At 61.6% G+C, this 18,335-nt stretch carries 15 protein-coding genes, 1 tRNA gene and 2 pseudogenes; 10 read left to right on the forward strand and 8 right to left on the reverse strand.

Going from position 1 to position 18,335, the window contains the following annotated elements; all coding sequences use genetic code 11:
- Positions 1-43: 43 nt before the first annotated feature.
- Both C8264_RS11265 and C8264_RS11270 read right to left on the reverse strand, forming a co-directional pair.
- A complete protein-coding gene (locus C8264_RS11265; protein ID WP_108461073.1) occupies positions 44-1,036 on the reverse strand; it encodes a Bug family tripartite tricarboxylate transporter substrate binding protein in 993 nt (330 codons plus the stop codon).
- 129 nt (positions 1,037-1,165) lie between these two features.
- Complete coding sequence (locus C8264_RS11270; RefSeq protein WP_108461074.1) at positions 1,166-2,164, reverse strand: 4-hydroxythreonine-4-phosphate dehydrogenase PdxA; 999 nt, start codon at positions 2,162-2,164, stop codon at positions 1,166-1,168.
- 149 nt (positions 2,165-2,313) lie between these two features.
- Between C8264_RS11270 and C8264_RS11275 the strand changes: the two genes are divergently transcribed.
- The 3 genes from C8264_RS11275 to otnC are packed head-to-tail and all read left to right on the forward strand — an operon-like array spanning position 2,314 to position 4,986.
- Complete coding sequence (locus tag C8264_RS11275) at positions 2,314-3,051, forward strand: FadR/GntR family transcriptional regulator (protein WP_108461075.1); 738 nt, start codon at positions 2,314-2,316, stop codon at positions 3,049-3,051.
- Positions 3,052-3,091: 40 nt separating this feature from the next.
- Positions 3,092-4,348, forward strand: a complete 1,257-nt coding sequence (gene otnK, locus C8264_RS11280; protein WP_108461076.1) for a 3-oxo-tetronate kinase — start codon at positions 3,092-3,094, stop codon at positions 4,346-4,348.
- Positions 4,345-4,986 carry a 3-oxo-tetronate 4-phosphate decarboxylase gene (otnC, locus tag C8264_RS11285; protein WP_108461077.1) on the forward strand — a complete coding sequence of 214 codons (642 nt, stop codon included), beginning with the start codon at positions 4,345-4,347 and terminating at the stop codon, positions 4,984-4,986. The genes otnK and otnC overlap by 4 nt, the downstream gene beginning before the upstream one ends.
- 2 nt (positions 4,987-4,988) lie before the next feature.
- On the opposite strand, the gene denD is transcribed toward otnC, so the two are convergent.
- The 3 genes from denD to C8264_RS11300 all read right to left on the reverse strand — a co-directional run bounded on the left by denD (position 4,989) and on the right by C8264_RS11300 (position 8,384).
- On the reverse strand, positions 4,989-5,978 hold the full coding sequence (gene denD, locus C8264_RS11290) for a D-erythronate dehydrogenase (protein WP_108461078.1): 990 nt from the start codon (positions 5,976-5,978) through the stop codon (positions 4,989-4,991).
- Positions 5,979-6,100: 122 nt separating this feature from the next.
- Positions 6,101-7,138 carry an FUSC family protein gene (locus C8264_RS11295; protein WP_108461079.1) on the reverse strand — a complete coding sequence of 346 codons (1,038 nt, stop codon included), beginning with the start codon at positions 7,136-7,138 and terminating at the stop codon, positions 6,101-6,103.
- Positions 7,139-7,148: 10 nt separating this feature from the next.
- Positions 7,149-8,384: an HlyD family secretion protein gene (locus C8264_RS11300; RefSeq protein WP_108461080.1), complete on the reverse strand. Its 1,236-nt coding sequence runs from the start codon at positions 8,382-8,384 to the stop codon at positions 7,149-7,151.
- Positions 8,385-8,519: 135 nt separating this feature from the next.
- Between C8264_RS11300 and C8264_RS11305 the strand changes: the two genes are divergently transcribed.
- The 6 genes and pseudogenes from C8264_RS11305 (at position 8,520) to C8264_RS11325 (ending at position 13,200) form a co-directional block, all read left to right on the forward strand.
- On the forward strand, positions 8,520-8,975 hold the full coding sequence (locus C8264_RS11305; protein ID WP_162783586.1) for a MarR family winged helix-turn-helix transcriptional regulator: 456 nt from the start codon (positions 8,520-8,522) through the stop codon (positions 8,973-8,975).
- Between the two features lie 106 nt (positions 8,976-9,081).
- Positions 9,082-9,846 carry a recombinase family protein gene (locus C8264_RS11310; RefSeq protein ID WP_108461082.1) on the forward strand — a complete coding sequence of 255 codons (765 nt, stop codon included), beginning with the start codon at positions 9,082-9,084 and terminating at the stop codon, positions 9,844-9,846.
- Positions 9,840-10,169, forward strand: a pseudogene (locus tag C8264_RS22920) (recombinase zinc ribbon domain-containing protein); the annotation flags it as partial. The gene C8264_RS11310 and the pseudogene C8264_RS22920, both read left to right, overlap by 7 nt.
- A 21-nt stretch (positions 10,170-10,190) precedes the next feature.
- Entirely contained in the window at positions 10,191-10,742 is a 552-nt protein-coding gene (locus tag C8264_RS22165) for a hypothetical protein (protein ID WP_162783571.1), read from the forward strand.
- Between the two features lie 220 nt (positions 10,743-10,962).
- Positions 10,963-11,868: a hypothetical protein gene (locus C8264_RS11320; protein ID WP_108461084.1), complete on the forward strand. Its 906-nt coding sequence runs from the start codon at positions 10,963-10,965 to the stop codon at positions 11,866-11,868.
- Positions 11,869-12,003: 135 nt separating this feature from the next.
- The gene (locus C8264_RS11325; protein ID WP_108461085.1) at positions 12,004-13,200 is read left to right on the forward strand and encodes a hypothetical protein; all 1,197 of its coding nucleotides are present in this window, start codon (positions 12,004-12,006) and stop codon (positions 13,198-13,200) included.
- Between the two features lie 113 nt (positions 13,201-13,313).
- Here C8264_RS11325 and C8264_RS11330 read toward each other — a convergent pair.
- Positions 13,314-13,390, reverse strand: a tRNA-Arg gene (locus C8264_RS11330).
- A 418-nt stretch (positions 13,391-13,808) separates the two neighbouring features.
- Between C8264_RS11330 and C8264_RS22535 the strand changes: the two are divergent.
- A pseudogene (locus C8264_RS22535) lies at positions 13,809-14,156 on the forward strand (transglycosylase SLT domain-containing protein); the annotation flags it as partial.
- A 215-nt stretch (positions 14,157-14,371) separates the two neighbouring features.
- Here the strand turns inward: C8264_RS22535 and C8264_RS11340 are convergent.
- Both C8264_RS11340 and C8264_RS11345 read right to left on the reverse strand, forming a co-directional pair.
- Positions 14,372-16,681: a hybrid sensor histidine kinase/response regulator gene (locus tag C8264_RS11340; RefSeq protein WP_162783587.1), complete on the reverse strand. Its 2,310-nt coding sequence runs from the start codon at positions 16,679-16,681 to the stop codon at positions 14,372-14,374.
- 50 nt (positions 16,682-16,731) lie between these two features.
- A complete protein-coding gene (locus tag C8264_RS11345; RefSeq protein WP_108461088.1) occupies positions 16,732-18,264 on the reverse strand; it encodes an ATPase domain-containing protein in 1,533 nt (510 codons plus the stop codon).
- Positions 18,265-18,335 lie beyond the last annotated feature (71 nt).

An 18,335-nucleotide genomic window follows, 5' to 3' on the forward strand; every position in this document is an offset into this window, starting at 1 on the left:
ACGGCAGGGGCGAGCATAAGCCCGCCCCTGCCTGGGAGGAGCGTTACTGCGCCGTCCAGCCTTCGGCCTTGAAGACCTCGACGGTGCTGGTTTCGCTGTTGTCGATGAAGCTTGCGAGATCATCGCCGGCAAGGAAACGGCCGGTCTGGGAGGTATTGGCGACGTATTCCTGCCATTCAGGGGTCTGGCTGACCTTTTCCATCACGTCGACATAGAAGGCCAACTGCTCATCGGAAACACCGGCCGGCAGCCAGACGGTGCGCGGCATCTGGTAGGCCGAAATGTCGATACCGGACTCAGCGCAGGTCGGAATGTCATGCCAGCCCATGTCGCCATGGATTGGTTCGCTCTCGGCCATGCGCTCGTCGCTGAAGACGCACAGCGGCTTGATCGCGCCAGCCTGCCATTGCCCCAGATTTTCGTTGGGGTTGTTGACGTTGGCCGCAATGTGGCCGCCAGCCAGTTGTACGCCCACTTCGCCGCCGCCATTGAACGGAACATACTTGAACTCGGCGCCGGTCTTCTGCTCGACCAGGGCGACGAGCGTCTCGTCGGTATCCTTGGACTGGCTACCGCCGAACGGGATCGAACCGGGACTGGCTTTGGCTGCCTCGATGAAGGCGGCAGCGTCCGCATAGGGCGCATCGGCCTTGACCCAGATGAGGAACTCATCAAGGGCAAGCGCCGCCACCGGCACCAGATCCTCAGAGGTATAGGCCATCTTGGCAACGTGGGGCAGCAGGTAGACGTTGTTGGTGCCGAAGATGAGCTTGTGCGGGTCGCCGGCATTGCCCTTGGCATAGACGAAGGCCTCGGCGCCGCTGCCCGCACCCTTGTTCAATACCACGACCGACTGATCCATCAGGTCGTGCTGGGCGATGATGGACTGAATGGTGCGGGCGAAATTGTCCGTACCACCACCTGCGCCCGAGGCGACGATGAATTCCACCGGGCGCTCGGGGGCCCATTGTGCAAAGGCGCCTGCGCTTAACAGCAGGGTCGCAGCTAGTGCGAGAACGATAGAGGTTTTCTTCATTGGAACTGCCCTCCTCGGCAGGTTTGGTATTCTGTGCCCTGCCCGCGGCGAGCGAGCAGTGCGTTGGAACCGCCTGAGCGGTGAAGATCGGCCGGTTTATCCGGCCTTTGTTATGGAATGAGCGTCCAGTCACGCCGCGATCCGGCTGCGGCTGACGCTCTGGGCCACGACAATGTCGAACGCGGCCTGGGTCGCGCCGAGATTGGCCTTGCCCTGGCCGTAAATATCGAAAGCCGTGCCGTGCGCGGGCGTCGCGATGGGGATCGGCAGCCCGCCATGAACGGTGACACCGCGCGAAAAGCCCATGAGCTTCATCGCGATCTGGCCCTGGTCATGGTACATGGTGACGATCGCATCGACCTCTTTGGCCCGCAGAAAGATGGTGTCGGCGGGGAACGGTCCCGTGGCCGGCAGGCCCCTGCGCCTCGCCTCTTCGACGGCCGGACCGATCACTTCGATCTCCTCACGGCCAAAGCTGCCATTCTCGCCATTGTGCGGGTTCAGCCCACAGACGGCGATACGCGGCTGAGCCACTCCCGCCGCAACCAGTGTCGTGTGTGCCAGTTCGATCCCGGCAATGACGCGTTCCCTGGTGATCAGCCCAGGGACCTCCTTGAGGGCGACGTGGCTGGTGACCCGGCTGGTCCACAGATTGTCCAGCGCATTGAGTTCACCATGCGGCCCCGTGACACCCAGCATGGCGGCAAACCATTGGCTTTCGTCCTCATGCGGCAGGCCCGCCTGATGCATGGAATTCTTGTTGAGCGGCGTGAACAGCACGCCGTCCGTCACGCCCGCCGTGGTCAATCTTACGGCGCGTTCCAGTGTTTCGAGGCAATAGCGGCCACCACTCACCGTGGACACTGCACGCTCGAAAGGCCGCGCCGCGGTGCCCTTGACATCTTCGAGGATAATGTTGTCGCCGGGCCGGAACTCCGGTTCGCCTTCCACAACCCGATAGCTGAAGCGCTGCCCGGCAATGCGCATGCCCTCTTCCACCTCGTCGCGATCGGCGACGAGCAGGATGTCGGCCTTGTCGCGATTTTCCGGCGAAGCGAGCAGCCGGGCGATCAATTCCGGGCCGATCCCTGCGGGGTCGCCCAACACAACTGCCAGACGTGGCTTCATGGCTCGTTCTCCTCCGCAGCCGCACTCAGTGGCCAGAAACAAGCATGGGGCTTTAAACTTGTCAACTGGTCCGGCCATGATACCACTAGACCTGTGCCGCACGATCATTCATATTGATTTACCGAACCAAAAGCCGGCAGGTGAGCACCATGGACGCACCTCTCAATCTGCAAAATCTGAAGAACGGTCTCTCCAAGCTCACTATTCGCGAGCAGGTGAGCCATCGTCTTGCTGCGATGGTTCAGTCAGGTATCTTGCGCACAGGCGACGAACTCCCCAGCGAGCGCGAGCTCGCGGCGACCCTTGAGGTGAGCCGGGAAACGGTTCGTGGAGCCATTCAAATGCTGGCAGCAATCGGCATGGTCGAAATTTCGCAGGGCAGCCGGACGCGGATCGCCCGCACCGAGGGATTTCCCCAATACAACAGCGTGACTCAGCCGGTCCTGCCCGGGCGGTCGGCGGACGAGGTGTATCAGGCGCGGCTGCTGGTCGAAATTCCAGTGATCCGTGCGGCGGTTGAGCGGATCGACGATAACGGGATCGCCCGCCTGCGCCGGCTCGTGGATGCGCAACGCGGTATGGTGGGCGACACCGTCCGTTTCCAGATTTCAGACGCCGAATTTCACGATGCCATCTACCAGGCGAGCGGCAACGAACTTGTCGCCGGGTTCCTGCATGAACTGTTCAGCTTCGGCATGGAATATCGCCGCCATGTGCTGCTGCGCAAAGACTCGGTGCCGCTCAGCCTTGCCGATCACATCGAGATCCTCGACGGTTTCGAGCGGCGGGATGCGGCGGCGGCCGCCGAGGCGATGCAGAATCATCTCAACCGCATCCACCGCACGACGCTGGAAGCCATTGCCGAGACCAGATCCCTGCGGCCTTAGCGGCTTTCGCCAGCAATCAAACCACCGGAGCCCACCGATCATGCTGCTTGGCGCTATCGCCGACGACCTCACCGGCGCGACAGACTTGGCCCTGACACTGTCTCGCGGCGGCATGAAAGTCCTGCAGGTTGTGGGTGTGCCCTCCCCAGATGCTCGGTTCGACGATGCCGATGCGGTGGTGGTGTCGCTCAAATCGCGGACCATTCCGGCTGCGGAAGCCGTGGCAATGTCGGTCGCGGCCGGCAAGGTGCTGCTGGCTGCCGGAGCCCGGCAACTCTTTTTCAAATATTGCTCCACCTTCGATTCCACCGACGAGGGCAATATCGGGCCGGTGACCGACGCCCTGCTTGATCTCCTGGGGGAAGCCCGCACCATCGCCTGCCCGGCATTCCCGACCAACAAGCGGACTGTCTACAAGGGCCACCTTTTCGTCGGCGATCTCCTGCTCAGCGATAGCCCGATGAAGGACCATCCGCTTACCCCCATGCGCGACGCCAATCTTGCCCGCGTGCTCGGGCGCCAGACGAAAACGCCTGTGGTGCTGCTGGACCACGATCAGGTTCGCGCCGGTGCCGACGCCCTCAGCCGGAGCCTTGCCGCGGTCGATGGCATCGCCATCGTCGATGCCGTCAGTGACGATGATCTGCGCACCATCGGCGCTGCCGTCAGCGGCCTGCGGCTCATCACCGGCGGGTCTGGGGTCGCGTTAGGCCTGCCCGAAATGTTTCGCCAGGCGGGCTTGTTCCGGCCGATCACACCACCTGTCACACTTGCCGCACCGCCGGGACGCGCCGCCATCATCGCCGGCTCCTGCTCGGCGGCCACGCGGCGCCAGATCGAAATGGCCCAGGCTCAGGGCGCGCCTTCCCTCCAGGTGGAAGCAACCGATATCGCCGAGCATCGGATGACTGTCGACGACGCTGCCGCGTTCATCGAACGTAGTGCCGGCAGCCTCGCTCCGATTGTCTATTCCAGTGCCGATCCGCAAAAGATCCGCTTGGTGCAGGAACAACTCGGGCGCAGTCGTGCCGGTGAGCTGGTGGAGCACTTCATGGGGCAATTGGCCCAGGAACTGACGCAGCGCGGCTTCACCCGCCTGATCGTGGCCGGCGGCGAAACATCGGGCGCGGTGATCCACTCGCTCGGTGTCACCGCGCTAGAGATCGGCCCGGAAATTGATCCCGGTGTGCCCTGGACTCTGTCTTCAGGCGCAGGACCACAATTGGCGCTTGCCCTCAAATCGGGGAATTTCGGGGCGGATGACTTTTTCCTCAAGGCGTGGGAGCGTTTGCAATGACTGCGGTACTATCGGAAGCCAGCCGCGTGCGGGACGATATCTGCGCAGTCGGCAAGTCGCTGTTCGACCGCGGCCTGACGGCGGGTTCGACCGGCAATATCAGTGTGCGGCTGAGCGATGGCAGCCTGCTCATGACGCCGACCAACGCCAGCCTCGGCGACCTCGATCCGGCGCGCCTCTCCTTGCTCGATGCTGATGGCAAACACGTCGACGGCGACAGGCCGACCAAGGAAGCCTTTCTTCACCGCTGCATGTATTGCGAGCGCCCTGCTGCCGGCGCGGTGGTGCACCTGCATTCGACGCACGCCGTGGCGGTCAGCATCCTCGCCGATGCCGATCCCACCGATGTGCTGCCGCCCCTGACGGCTTACTACGTGATGCGGGTGGGAACATTGCCGTTGGTGCCGTATTTCGCGCCGGGCGACGAAGCACTGGCGCTTGCAGTCAAGGCACAGGCTGGCAAGCACCACGCGGTGCTGCTCGCCAATCACGGGCCGGTGGTCGCCGGCACTTCGCTGCGCGACGCGCAATACGCGACCGAGGAACTCGAAGAAACCGCCCGGCTGCATCTGTTGCTGGCCGGGCGCGCCTTGCGCCCGCTGACGCCGGCCCAGGTTGAAACCCTGCGCCGGCGTTAGTCTTAGGCTCGGGGGCGCTCCCCGCCCATTTCGTCCTCGATATAAACCCGGATGATATCGTCGAAGGACGAGTCCGCAGTAAAGCCAAGCGCCAGCGCCCGTTCGGGATTGAAGGCGCGCGGCCAGCCATCGACGAACTTCTCGATGACCGGATCGGGCTCCCGGCGGATGAGAGCGACTGCATCCTCGCCCGCAACCCGCTGCAACGCGGCAATCTCCTCGGCGACCGTGGCGGCAATGCCCGGCATGTTGAGCGAACGCCTTATGCCCAGTGGCGCCGTGTCCAGCGTTGCCGCATGGATCAGGAAACCCACCGCAGCCCGCGGGCTGGCGAACCAGTGCCGCACCGTGTCGGCCACCGGCAATACTGCTTCCTGCCCCGCCAGCGGTTCGCGCAGAATGCCCGAAAAGAAGCCGGAGGCCGCCTTGTTCGGCTTGCCCGGCCGGATGACGATGGTGGGCAGGCGCACGCCGACGCCATCGAGAAATCCGCGGCGCGAATAGTCGGCCAGCAGCAATTCGCCGATTGCCTTCTGCACGCCATAGCTGGTGAGCGGCGTCAAGACGTGGTCGTCGCCGATGACTTCTGGGAATGGGGTGCCGAACACGGCAATCGAGGACGTAAAAACGACGCGCGGGCAGTATGGGTTTTTCGCCCCCTCGGCCCGGATCGCCTCGAGCAGGGCGCGCGTGCCGTCCAGATTGATTCTGTAGCCTTTCTCGAAGTCAGCCTCGGCCTCCCCCGAGACGATCGCCGCCAGATGAAAGATCACATCGGGCCGACCCGCGACCAGTTCGGTCGCCGCACCTGAGGCCGAAAGGTCAATCGCGCGCAGATCGGTTTCGCCTGCGAAACCGGGACGATCAGGCGCTACAACATCGACAAGCGACAGCTTTTCGATGCGGCGTCCGCCCAGCGTTGCGTTCCGCACCAGTTCCCTGGTGAGCTTCCGGCCCAACATGCCCGCTGCACCCACGACAAGAATATGCATTTCAACTCCTCACTGGACTGCTGGACCAACCAGTTATCCTGTGATGATGATTTTGTCCACTGCTTGTCCGGGAGAAGAAGAGATTTCCTGCGAGGTGGCGGCGATCGGCCCCCGGCAGACGGTCAGGCCAGTGCCGCACCGGCCTGAGCGTCGTTCTCCTCGGGCAGGAAGATGGCTTCCAGCAGGGCCAGCAGCAGGATCCCACCGATCATCGTGCCGGACGTTATCACGACCCGTTGCAACACCACCTCCAAGGCATCCCGCCCCCCGCTGGTCGCCGACAGAACCATGACCAGGGCCGTAGAGCAGACGTACTGGTACAGCAGCGGCCGGCGTTTGCCCGTCGTCATCTTGTCGATCAGAAAATAGGTGACCGCCGTGAGCAGCAGGATCTCGACCGGGACCTGCGGCACGATGCTGTAGACGATCAACACTGCGGCCGCGATAGCCCCACCCACAAGAGTGCCGCCCCCACGATCAATCACCTGGTGCATGCGCGTGCCATGGCTGGGTTCGGCGCAGATGAACAGGAGCATGATCGGCACGATCATCATGTTCATGTCGCCGGTAGCAAACACTGCCAGCATCACGGGTACATAAACCGCGACGCGGATCATGAGCGCCGTGCGCGGGCGCTTCGTCACCAGTGGTGCAACGATCTCGACATGCACCCGCCTGGTTTGCGGCGGGAACAGCAGATTGAGCACCACGATGGCGATGCCGAGCACTACGCCGCCCAAAACCATGCTGTCGCGGATCGCCGCCAGTGCAAAATCGCTGTAGAGCGCGGCCATGGCCATCATCAATGGAAACACGGTGAGCATCATGCCGCCGCGCGAACCGCAGAACAGCATGAGCGCGAGGCCGCCAACGGCCAGCAGCGAATTGAGCAAAATGAAGAGCATCGGCGTGTTGACGGTGATAGCGGCCAGCCAGCTGAACAAGATTGCGATGATCGGCAGAATGATCGGGGTCGCAAACGTGCGTGGCGACAGTGCCCCGCGATGACCCGAAATGATGCTCATGCCCAGCACTACCGGAAACATCGGCATGGTGATGCCCAGCGGCTCGGCCAGGATCAGGCAGATCGCAACGGCCAATGCCGTCCGCAGGGCCAGATAGGGGTCTTCATTGGGGTCAACCCGTGGCAGCTCTTCCATCGCGCGAGCCTCAGTTGAAGCCGGCCGTGAACCCGCCCATGGCGAGCAGTGCCTTGGCAATGGCCGGGATGAGCCCGTCTTCAGGAACGATCAGCACCCCGGCTTCCGAGCCCAGGCGGACATTGGCCGGCAGCGCCCCAATGTCATCGAGCTTGACCCGGACAGGGATCTTGCGAGCGGGCGGAAACCAGCGCGTATCGTTGGAGGATTGCGACAGGCCGTTGACGCTGGTGCGCCCGCTGCTGATGCCCCAGGCGACGCTTTCGACCGTGGCTTGAAACTGCCGCCCTGGCGCCGCCTCGAACGTCACGATGGCTTGGTCGCCCGGCTGGACATTGATCAGCTGGTTCTCCCGGAAATCGGCGATCACCATCTGCGTCGCCGGATTGATGAAGGTCAGCGCTGCCGTGCCTGCGCCGATAAACTGTCCTTGGGTGAGCGAGAGGTTCGAGACATAGCCATCGGCTGGCGCGACAATCCTGGTGCTGGCCAGGGCAAATTCTGCCTTCTCGAGGGCTGCCCGGGCTGCGCGCACATTGGGATTGTCCGCATCGCTTGCTCCTGCAGCGACCGTCAGGCGCTCGACCTCGCCGGCGGCTGCATCGACGTTAAGCTGGGCAGAACGTTGCGCGGCCTCGGCCTGGCTCAGCTTTGCCGGTGCCAGGAGCCCCTTGTCAGCCAGTTGGCGAGCGCGGTCGAGATCGTCATTTGCGGTGTCGAGAGCGACCTCCGCCTGTTCCAGCTTGGCCGCCGCCGCCGGGATTGCGGCGAAGCCTGAGCCGACGCTGTTGAGCACCTGGGACAGTTGGGCACGCGCCTGCTCCACATCCATCTGATAGGTGGTTGGGTCGATCTGGAACAGAGTCTGGCCTGCCGTGACGCTGGCGTTATCGGTAATCAGGACTTCGGTTACCGGTCCGGGCACGCGTGGGGAAATCTGGGTTACGTCGGCAATGATCGATGCGCCGCCAGCGAACGGCGCATGGTGATCCGACAGCGGATACCAAGCGATGCACGCGCCAAGCCCGGCCAGCAGCAGCAAGCCAAATGCCTTGGCTTTTTTACGCTTTGCGCTGGGTTTGGCTGCTTCCGCACCCAGAATCTCATCTTGAACGGCCGGCTGCAATTGGCGCGAGGTTTGCTCGAGCGTCGTCACCCGCGCCTGTTGCTCCGCGCCTTCGTCATTGAGCCTGGAGCCGGTAAACCTATTCTCCCCGTTGCCAACAAATGCTGTTACCTGTGCCATATTGAGCTCCGCTGCGTTCCTTGCAGTGTGACATAAGCCATCCAATATACCTTTGCAACAAAGTTACTTTGATGCATAGGCAGTATGCTTGTGGGGAATATGAGACCGGAAACGCAGCTTGGAATTGAAGATCTGATGCGCGAGCTCTCGTCCGAGCTCAGCCAGGTCTATCGCTGGATCGCCGAACAGGCCGGACTGAACCAGACCGACCTCATGGGGCTCTACTTCATCAACCGGGCCGACGGCACGGCCACGCCTAAGTCCCTGGCGGAACATCTGGGGCTGACCACCGGGGCAACGGCGATCCTGCTCAATCGCCTCGAGGCACGCGACTACATCGTGCGCACGCCCCACCCCACCGACCGGCGCGGCGTGTTGCTTTCACTTGGGCAGGCGGCGCGTGAGCAGGAGTTCCTGAAGCTGCGGGAGAAGCTCTTCCGCCTCAACGCCGACGTGATTGCAGATCTGTCTCCCGATGAAGCCGTCATCGTCAGACGTTTCATCGTGCGCATCGTCACCAATACACGGGACTCGTTGCGGCAGTTTCGCACCACGGAAGCCGCCAAGGGACTCCGGAGCAAGTCGGAGTAAACGACCTTCGGACTAAGTCCGGGGGAAGCACAATCCCTTGGGCCTTTGTCCCCCTGTAGCGCGATGAGGGCGACGCACGGCGCAAGCCCACGCGAGGCCTAAAAAAATGACCTTTGGGAAAAAATCCGCCAGCAATGCCGTCATGCCCGCACCGGCACCATTGCGCGCCGCGCTATACCTGCGCGTTTCCACCGGCAGACAAGCAGAGCACGACGTCAGCCTCCCGTCTCAGCGTACGCTCAATGCCGAGTTCTGTGAACGGCAGGGATGGAGCGTGGTCGATGAATATGTCGAGCCCGGTCTGACCGCTACCGATGATCGTCGCCCCGCCTTCCAGTCTATGATCGACCGCGCCTGCGATCCAGACCATCCCTATGATGTCATCGTGTTCCACGCATTCTCGCGCTTTTATCGCGACGGCGCGGGCATGGAACTGACCATCCGCAAATTGCGCAAGCATGGTGTCGAAGTTGCCTCCGTTACACAGCCCAATGGCGATGATCCATCTGCCTCAATGATCCGGCAGATCATCGGCATTTTCGACGAGTATACGTCCAAAGAAAATGGACGCCAGGTGACGCGCGCTATGACCGAAAATGCCCGGCAAGGTTTTTGGAATGGCGCAACGCCACCTCTGGGTTACACCATCGTCGAAGCGGAGCGCCGGGGCCAAAAGGTCAAGAAGAAGCTCGCTATCGATCCGGTCGAAGCGGAGACCGTGAGGCTCATTTTTAGATTGTATCTGGAGGGTGACCCGGCAACCTCAAAGCCGCCCATGGGCATCAAGAACGTCGTCAGCTGGCTCAATGCCACGGCCACCGCACCAAAAAGGGAGGCGCTTTTGGCGTCGGCCCGGTCCATCATATTCTAACCAACGCCGCTTATGTCGGGCGCTGGCATTACCATTCGCGGAACTCCAAATCCGGTGGCAAGCATCCAGACAATGAAGTTGTGGAAGTGCCGGTGCCGGCCATTCTGGAGCAAGCCGTCTTCGCCGCTGCCCAGGCCAAGCTCGCTGCTAACAATCCGCGCGTTAGCCCCGTCCGAGCCATCAGCGGCCCGATCCTTCTCACCAGCATTGCCACATGCTCCCATTGCGGCGGCGGCATGACTCAGCGCACCGGCACATCGGCCACCGGGCGCGTCTATGCCTATTATACTTGTGCAACCAAGGCCCAGAAGGGGCAGACCGCCTGCAAAGGCAACACAATTCCAATGGCCCATCTGGACGAACTGGTCCTGAAGGTGCTTCGTGAGAAACTCTTTGCCCCCGAGCGGCTCGCCGCCTTGCTGACCGCACTGGCGGCCAAACGGTCTGAACGCGCCGAAGCGCAAAATACCCGTCTCGTCGCGCTCCAGGTCGAAGCCGACAATGCCAGGGAGCGCTTGCAGCGCCTATACGCTCTCGTTGAAGACGGTCTCGCCGAAATGGATGATCTTTTGCGCGAGCGCATCTCGATCCTGAAGGCCGATCGTGAGAAAGCGCAGGCGGCGCTTGATCGCGCCCGCCGTGAGGTCGGTGGAGAGGTTGCTCTCGATCCAGAAAAGATCGCCGCTTTCTCCAAGCTCATGCGTGATGTTCTGGATAACGCCGACAATCCCACGCGCAAGGCCTATCTGCGATCCTTGCTCAACGTCGAAGTCGGTCCGGAAAAAATCCTGATTACGGGCAGTCGCGAAACGCTATACGCCGCCGCCAATGCCAGAAATTCTTCAGGTGAAATAGTTCAGTTTTCTGTCGGCGCAAAACGTATGTGGGTCGCCTAACCAACTGAAATAGCACAAAGCGCCAAATTTTCTTGGGTCGATTTGCCAAAGGTTTTTGGGTCGATTCTGCGATTCACCAAAGTATTTTGGGTCGATGCCTCAGCGCTGCATCCTCGGTCCAAGCTGAGCAGCGCCGGGCCTTCACTTGATACAGACGTTGGTGGATGGTCACTTTCGCCGGAAACCCTCACTGTAAAGGTATCTGCTGTGAGGGTTTCAGATGCGCAAGACGATCTCTTTCAGGGCTTCTCCCAAGCCCACTACTCCGGCCCCAGATCCAATAGCTGTTGAGATCGAGACACGCTCAGACCTCTCGAAGGATGATTTCCCGCTCTTCAAGAAGCTGATGACCGCTGAGGACCGCGCCGCGACAGATTATGAGGCTGCCGCGGTCGAGCTGATGAAATTAAGCGGTATGCAGCGAGTGCAAGAGATCTTCTCGGCCCAGCGTCCAGACATGGTAGATCACTCACTGCAAACGATTGTAGAGATCAAGTGCCGCATTGCGGACGGTCGCACACTGGAAGAGTGCCTTCAGAAGATAGAGCCATCGCTGATCGAAAAGCTTCAGGAGGGCACGTTTAACTTAGAGGAATTGCCGGAAGAAGAATGGCAGGCATTTCTGCGTGGGTTCGTTGGCTGTTATGAATACTACATCAATGGCGCCGACAAGCAAATAACGGCCCTAAAGGCAGCTGGCTTCCCGGAGTACTCTGGAGGTCTGCTCATTATAGAGAGCGGCATGCCGGGAGTGAACATGAGCAACATCGGCCACGGCATCGGCACGCTACTCGGGTGGATGAGGAGCCAGGGCAAAGCTCCAAGTATCGACTACGTGCTTTACTACATTATGGATCGCAATATCGACACCCCGCACGGGCAGGTGCCCACACTGGTGATTGCGATAGCTGAAGACGACCAGAGCATGGCGGTAGCCAACGCCGTGGGTGAAAAGCTTTCGATTATGCAAGGTCACGCGGTTCGCTGCTTTCAACCGGGCATCAAAGTCGTTTCACAAGCAGCGTCGTCTGAGACCCTGCCGGACGGTCGGGTTGTCGCTCTTCGTGGATATGTGCCCACGAATATTCGATGGTCATTGGCTGCCGACACGGAGCCGAACGGCTGACTATCAGCTCAACGCCATTCCTATCGCTCCAATCTGCTCGTTGAAGGTGAAATTGCCGTTGCCTTGAAAGCCAATCCACCCCAAGATTTTTTCGGGGGTGCGCTCACGCCAACTACATGAGCGCTTGGATTTTCCATGCTTCGACTGAATTCGACCATTGAAGATGCCAGCAAGGATTATGTGCTGGTTCAAGCCTGGAAAAAGGCATCGAACTACATCCGTTACCCGGGCGGAAGCCTGCTCGAGGGGATGCGTCTGGCCAAACACTTCTATGAGAAAGGTGTCGGGACCGTCGTGCGTAGCGGTGATCTATGCGCCTCGGCATGCGCGCTCATGTTCATGATGGGCCGTGCAGTCGGGTCTGAAGTTTCCTTCATCAACCGGAAATTGCACGTTGAAGGTTTGCTTGGCTTTCATCGGCCAAGCCTTAGGTTGCCAATGGAGGACGAGTTCGGCGCAGGGGACTTGGAAGCGACCTACGACATGGCGGTGACATCCGTCGTCGACTACATTGTACTCGCGAACAAGACGGCACCCTGGTCAAACCGCCCGATGGTCCACTCCGATTTGGTAGAGCGGATATTCGCAACCCCAGGTGACGACATGTTCTACATCGATACGGTCGAAAAGGCCGCTCGGTGGGATATCGAGTTAATGGGGGTGAGATACAGCCCCACAATGATCGATGAGGAGCACGCTTACTATGCGTGCGAGAACGCACTGCAATGGAAAGTGGCGCTGCATGATGAGCCCCTGGATTATGTGGGCTTGAACCTTTCCGGCCATTGGACTGCGGCTTATTCCTATCAGGTGCCGGCCCAACATGGGCAGCGCTTTAGCGTCACCAGCCGCAAGGCCGGCTATGCTGCCGCAGGATGTCTCGTGGACTTCACTGATCAAGGCGTCCGGATCTGCGGCGAGGACGAGTACACCGGCATTAAAATTGGCAATGGAAGCTGTCCTCCCGATGCCAGCGAAGGCTTTGAATGGGTGGATTACCTCGCTCTTTGGCGTCCAGATACAAAGCTGCGTGACATCAACACAAGCTGGGTTTCGGCAACGAAGAATGGGACCTGCCAAGTGTACTCTGCGGCCGGGACCCTCACCGACAATGAGAGTTGTTTCGTGTCGGTGAACTTTGAGTATAGCGGCACACAGCCAACAGCCGTGCAGACCTTTACATGGCCGAGCGGAAGCCGGACCCAGATACGCTCTTTTGGAATCAACTACCGCATCAACGATGATGCTGCTCAACGTAAGTATCTTGAGGGGTATGCCGCTTGTTTCGACAACGCCCGCACGGGCAACCGGTTCTGCTTTAGCGGCGAATGACTAATCCCCACCCCTAAGAGCTTGGAGAGCCAATCGAGCCGAAACAGAAATCGACCCAAGAATCTTTGGAATCGACCCACACACGATTTGGCCCGACATTTTCTGAACCGAAATGGCGCACCCGACACGATTCGAACGTGTGGCCTCTGCCTTCGGAGGGCAGCGCTCTATCCAGCTGAGCTACGGGTGCATCCGTCACGCGGGGCATGCCCCGGCTGAACAGGGCGCAACCTAGCCAAAGGTGGCGATCCGCGCAACGGGCTTGTGGCATGTTTTCGACGATTGCTTGGGCGGATGCGCGTGGCGAGAGGGCTCCGCCGGAACCCCGCCACGCCGCTGCCATCAAGCCGCCGCTATTGGCCATTATCCGCCCATTAAGGTAAACGCATTAGGATGGCGTGATGGCAAGCCCGATCAGTCCCCGCAAATCCCCCATCCTTTTGAGCAGCACGGCGGTGCTGGCCCTGCTGGTGGTTGGCTGCTCGACGGCTTCCCTCAAGCCCGCACCCGCGACGGCAGCCCTGGCCAGTTTTGCGCCCACGCCCGCCGGCCATGTGCCCGATGCGGCAGTCGTTCCAGCCGCGCCATCGGCCATGGGATATGCCAGCGGTTCGCTCGATCCGCTGATTGCCCATTATTCCCAGCAATATAGCGTTCCCGAAAGCCTGGTCCGCCGGGTCATCGTGCGCGAAAGCAATTACAATCCCGCGGCCCGCAACGGGCCCTATTACGGGCTGATGCAGATTTCTCATGCCACCGCGAGCGGCATGGGCTATCGCGGCTCGCCTTCCGGCCTGCTCGATGCCGAAACCAATCTGCGCTATGCAGTGCGCTATCTGGCCGGCGCCTATGTCACGGCCAGGGGCAATCACGACCAAGCCGTACGCTTTTATGCCCGCGGCTTCTACTACGACGCCAAGCGCGCCGGTTTGTTGGAAGTCTCCGGTCTGCGGTAGGCAACAAGCGGCTTTGTCGCACCATTCCGCCGCACCCACGATGTCACTCCGGGGTCCATCCCGAGATCGCGCCACAGCCCGCAAGGGCGTTCGAGCGATCCAGGCTTAATCAGCGTCTCAAGATGGATCCCGGCTCAAGGCCGGGATGACACTGCGGTTGCGTTAGCTTCAACGCATGCTCACCAGAGCGGCACTCAACGCCGCCGCCCGCGCCCCTATCCCGCCACCGTCGAGCGGCTGAGCAGTTTGCTGATCTGGTTGGCCAACTCCGTCTGTTGATAGGGTTTGGCCAGGCGCGGCAGGTCGGTGGTGGTGCCGCTAGGCAGGTCGGCATAGCCGGTGGCCAGCAATATCGGTAAATCCGGGTGCAGTTCGCGAGCCTTGCTGGCCAGTTCCACGCCGGTCATGCCGGGCATGGCGTAATCGGTTACCAGCGCGTCGATCTGCTTGCCGCTGCGCAGGATTTCGAGGGCTTCCTTGCCGGAATAGGCTTCCAGCACGGTATGCCCAAGGTCTTCGATCATGTCGACGGTGCTCATGTTGATGAGCGCGTCGTCGTCGACGACGAGGATAACCGAGGCTTGCGGTGCAGTGATGTTTTCGGGTTCCATGGTCTGGACCTCCGTTAGCGGCGCTGCGGATACGGGCAGCCAAAGCTCGGCTGTCGTACCTCGGCCCACCTCGCTTTTGAGCTGCAAGGCGCCGCCGAGCTGCACGGCCAAGCCGTGCACCATGGAGAGGCCCAGCCCCGTTCCCTTGCCCAATTCCTTAGTGGAGAAAAATGGCTCAATTGCGCTCTTGAGCGTCTGGGCATCCATGCCCATGCCGGTATCGGCCACGGTGAGGCACAGGAAGGCCCCGTTCAGCCCAAGCCCGCTTTGCGCGCCCTCCACCTGATGCAGTGACACGCTCAGCCGCCCGCCATCGGGCATGGCGTCGCGCGCGTTCACCGCCAGGTTCAGAATGGCCAGTTCAAGCTGGTTGGGGTCGACTTTGGCCGGCGGCAGATTGGGGGCGATATCGAGTTCGATGGAAATCAGCGGGCCGATGGAGCGCTCCATCAAGGCGCGCATGCCTTCCAGCAAGGCGCTGAGGTCGGTGGGTTCGGGCTTGAGATCCTGCCGCCGGGCAAAGGCCAGCAGGCGCGAGGTCAGCGAAGCGCCGCGTTGGGTGCCCTGCAGCGCGCCGTCGATGAAGCGCCGGATTTGCGGATCGTCGGGCAGGCGCTTGCGGAGCAGTTCCAGATTGCCCTGGATGGCGGCCAAAAGATTGTTGAAATCATGCGCCACCCCGCCCGTCAGCTGGCCGATGGTCTCCATCTTCTGGGCCTGGCGCAATTGCTCCTCGGCCCGGCGCCGCTCCGTCATTTCGCGGAAGAATGCCGCGCCCCCGACGATTTCGCCATCGCCACCGCGCAGCGGCGCATGCTGGCTTTCCAGCACCACATTGCCGCTATGGGCCGTGGTCAGCTCGATTTCCTCGATGGGCCCGGATACCCCGGCCAACGCGTCCCGCAGACGCCGCTCGATGGTCTGGCCCTGCTCGTCCCCGATCACCCGGGCCAGCGGGCGGCCGAGCACGGCGGGTGCCGGCAGCCCGAAGATGCGCTCCATCACGGGGTTCCAGATGGTCACCCGCATATCGGCGTCATAGGCCACGATCCCGGCAGGCACGCTGGTCAGCAGCAGGCCGGAGAGGGCGCGCTCGCCACGCAGGGCCTGCTGGGTGCGTTCGCGTTCGGCCGCCACCGCCGCCAATAGCTTTTCGCGTTCGGCCTCGGCCGCCTTGCGCGGGGTGATGTCCGAGGCAACGCCCACCAGTGTCTGCGGCTTGCCGGTTGCATCCAGCAGCACACGCGCCCGCGCATCGATCCAGTGTTCGGCGCCATCGGGCCAATGCACCCGGAACTCCAGCACCAGATCGGCGCCGGTGCGGTTGACGTCATCGAACGCACGCTGCACCCGTTGCTGATCGAGCAGCGACACGCTTTCGATCAGGTCGGCAAAGACGAACTGATCGCCGGGCTGGCGGCCAAAGCAGGCCCGGAACTGGTCCGAACCGCTCAACACCTGCTCGGCGATATCGAGTTCCCAAGAACCCATGCGTCCGGCCAGCAAGGCGGTTTGCAGGCGCTGCTCGCCCTCGCGCACGTCTTCGAGGTAGCGCCGGGCTTGGTACTGGCGGCGGCGGCCACGCAGGGCGTTATCGACGACGTTCAATAGGGACGTGGGATGAAACGGCCGCTCGAGCACGATAACGTTGCCGAGCAGGCTCTGCATCCGGGTGATGACCGGGCTCGGCTCGGGTGAATTAGTGCGCTGGCTCAGGATAATGAACGGAAAGTCGGACCAGGGTGGCTGCTGCTCGATCCACTGGATCAGCGGACCCAGATCGGCATATTGCAGGGCCTCTGCGGTGATGACGGCCAAGCCCGCGCCCTCGCCGCTCAGGCTGGCGACGAGTTCGCCAAGACTGGCTACGATATCGGCCACCCGGCCCGCGCCACGCAAAAGCGATTCGGCCACGACACCGTCTCGCCCTCGTGGCGCCAGGATCAATGCACGTTCCGAGCTGATCAAACCGGCTCGCCTCCAGTGGAGACACTGGAGCGCGTTTCATCCTCGATGTCCAGCAATGGATTGTTATGTCCATTATAGGTGGGAACGCCGCGCAGGACGCCGAGAAAGTCCGTCAATGGCTGGCCAATGGAAAGCCCGGCATTGCCGATGCGATATTCGCGGATGGTGTCCTCGTGGCTGCCCGAGCGTTTCTTGATCACCGATATGGCGCGCCGCACGCGTCCTTCTGCCTCGAAATAGCGCAGCAGGATCACGCTGTCGGCTAGATAGGTGATGTCGACGGGCGATTTCATGTCTCCCACCAGCCCATGCTGGGCCACGGTTACGAAGGTCGTGGCACCTTGCCGGTTGAGATATTGCAGCAGTTCATGAACATGGAGCAGCAGCGATTGCTCTTCGGGCATCGAGGCCTGATAACCATTCAGGCTGTCGATTACCACGGTCTTGACCTGCGCCTCGTCTACCCGCGCGCGCACCATGTGGGCGAACTCGCCCGGGGAGAGTTCGGCCGCGTCCACCTGCTCGACCAGCAAATTGCCATCGTCGCGCATCTGTTCCAGGTCGATCCCCATCGCCTTGGCCCGCGTGAAGAGCAGCCCCAGTTCTTCATCGAACACGAACAGCGCGGCCTTTTCGCCGCGCTCGATGGCAGCGCGGGCGAAATGCAGGGTCAGCAGCGACTTGCCGGCGCCCGCTGGCCCCAGCACCAGAGTGCTTGAGCCGCGCGCCACACCCCCGCCGAGCAAATCATCGAGTTCGGCGATATTGCTGGTCAACGGGATACGCTCGTATTTGGTGCGATGCTCGGACGCAACAAGCCGGGGGAACACATCGACGCCGCCCGCCTTGATGGCAAAGTCGTGGAAGCCACCGCGATAGGCCTGCCCCCGATATTTGATGACGCGCAGCCGGCGACGCTCGGCGCCGTAAAGCGGGGCCAATTCATCGAGCCGGATCACGCCATGGGCGACCGAATGGACCGTCTTGTCATTGGCCTCGCTGGTCAGATCGTCGAGCATCAGCACCGTCGCCCCGTTACGGGCGAAGTAATGCTTGAGCAGCAGGATTTGCCGGCGATAACGCAGCGAGCTTTGCGCCAGCAGGCGTATTTCAGACAGGCTGTCGAGCACGATGCGATCGGGCTGGAGGCGCTCCACCGCCTCGAACATCGACCTGGTCGCTTCCCCCAGCTCAAGATCGGATGAATAGAGCAGCGATTGCTGCTGCTCGCTGTCGAGCAGGCTGTCCGGCGGCGCCAGTTCGAACACGTCGAACTTGTCGTCAATTTCCCAGCCATGGGAATGGGCCGTCAGGCGCAGCTCTGCCTCGGTTTCCGAGAGGGTGACATAAAGCCCCCGTTCGCCCGCCTTGAAGCCTTCCAGCAGAAACTGCAGCGCGATCGTCGTCTTGCCGGTGCCAGGGCTGCCCTCGAGCAGGTAGAGATGTCCACGGGCAAATCCACCCACAAGAATATCATCGAGACCCGGCACTCCGAGTCCCGCTTTGCTTTCCGCAGTAATGTCCGACATGACGCCTTAACCGATTGTCCCTGCAGGAGCAGATTTGCCCCAATGGCCGCAAACGCGCGAACGCATTTGGC

This window comes from Devosia naphthalenivorans, assembly GCF_003056355.1.
GTDB lineage: Bacteria > Pseudomonadota > Alphaproteobacteria > Rhizobiales > Devosiaceae > Devosia > Devosia naphthalenivorans.

Bases quoted from the DNA above. Each gene is read 5' to 3' on its own strand.
- C8264_RS22165 (WP_162783571.1), top strand. From the start codon at position 10,191: ATGGCCCATCTGGACGAACTGGTCCTGAAGGTGCTTCGTGAGAAACTC.
- C8264_RS11320 (WP_108461084.1), top strand. From the start codon at position 10,963: ATGCGCAAGACGATCTCTTTCAGGGCTTCTCCCAAGCCCACTACTCCG.
- C8264_RS11275 (WP_108461075.1), top strand. From the start codon at position 2,314: ATGGACGCACCTCTCAATCTGCAAAATCTGAAGAACGGTCTCTCCAAG.
- otnK (WP_108461076.1), top strand. From the start codon at position 3,092: ATGCTGCTTGGCGCTATCGCCGACGACCTCACCGGCGCGACAGACTTG.
- otnC (WP_108461077.1), top strand. From the start codon at position 4,345: ATGACTGCGGTACTATCGGAAGCCAGCCGCGTGCGGGACGATATCTGC.
- denD (WP_108461078.1), bottom strand. From the start codon at position 5,978: ATGCATATTCTTGTCGTGGGTGCAGCGGGCATGTTGGGCCGGAAGCTC.
- C8264_RS11295 (WP_108461079.1), bottom strand. From the start codon at position 7,138: ATGGAAGAGCTGCCACGGGTTGACCCCAATGAAGACCCCTATCTGGCC.
- C8264_RS11325 (WP_108461085.1), top strand. From the start codon at position 12,004: ATGCTTCGACTGAATTCGACCATTGAAGATGCCAGCAAGGATTATGTG.
- C8264_RS11310 (WP_108461082.1), top strand. From the start codon at position 9,082: ATGACCTTTGGGAAAAAATCCGCCAGCAATGCCGTCATGCCCGCACCG.
- C8264_RS11305 (WP_162783586.1), top strand. From the start codon at position 8,520: ATGCGCGAGCTCTCGTCCGAGCTCAGCCAGGTCTATCGCTGGATCGCC.
- C8264_RS11270 (WP_108461074.1), bottom strand. From the start codon at position 2,164: ATGAAGCCACGTCTGGCAGTTGTGTTGGGCGACCCCGCAGGGATCGGC.
- C8264_RS11265 (WP_108461073.1), bottom strand. From the start codon at position 1,036: ATGAAGAAAACCTCTATCGTTCTCGCACTAGCTGCGACCCTGCTGTTA.
- C8264_RS11345 (WP_108461088.1), bottom strand. From the start codon at position 18,264: ATGTCGGACATTACTGCGGAAAGCAAAGCGGGACTCGGAGTGCCGGGT.
- C8264_RS11300 (WP_108461080.1), bottom strand. From the start codon at position 8,384: ATGGCACAGGTAACAGCATTTGTTGGCAACGGGGAGAATAGGTTTACC.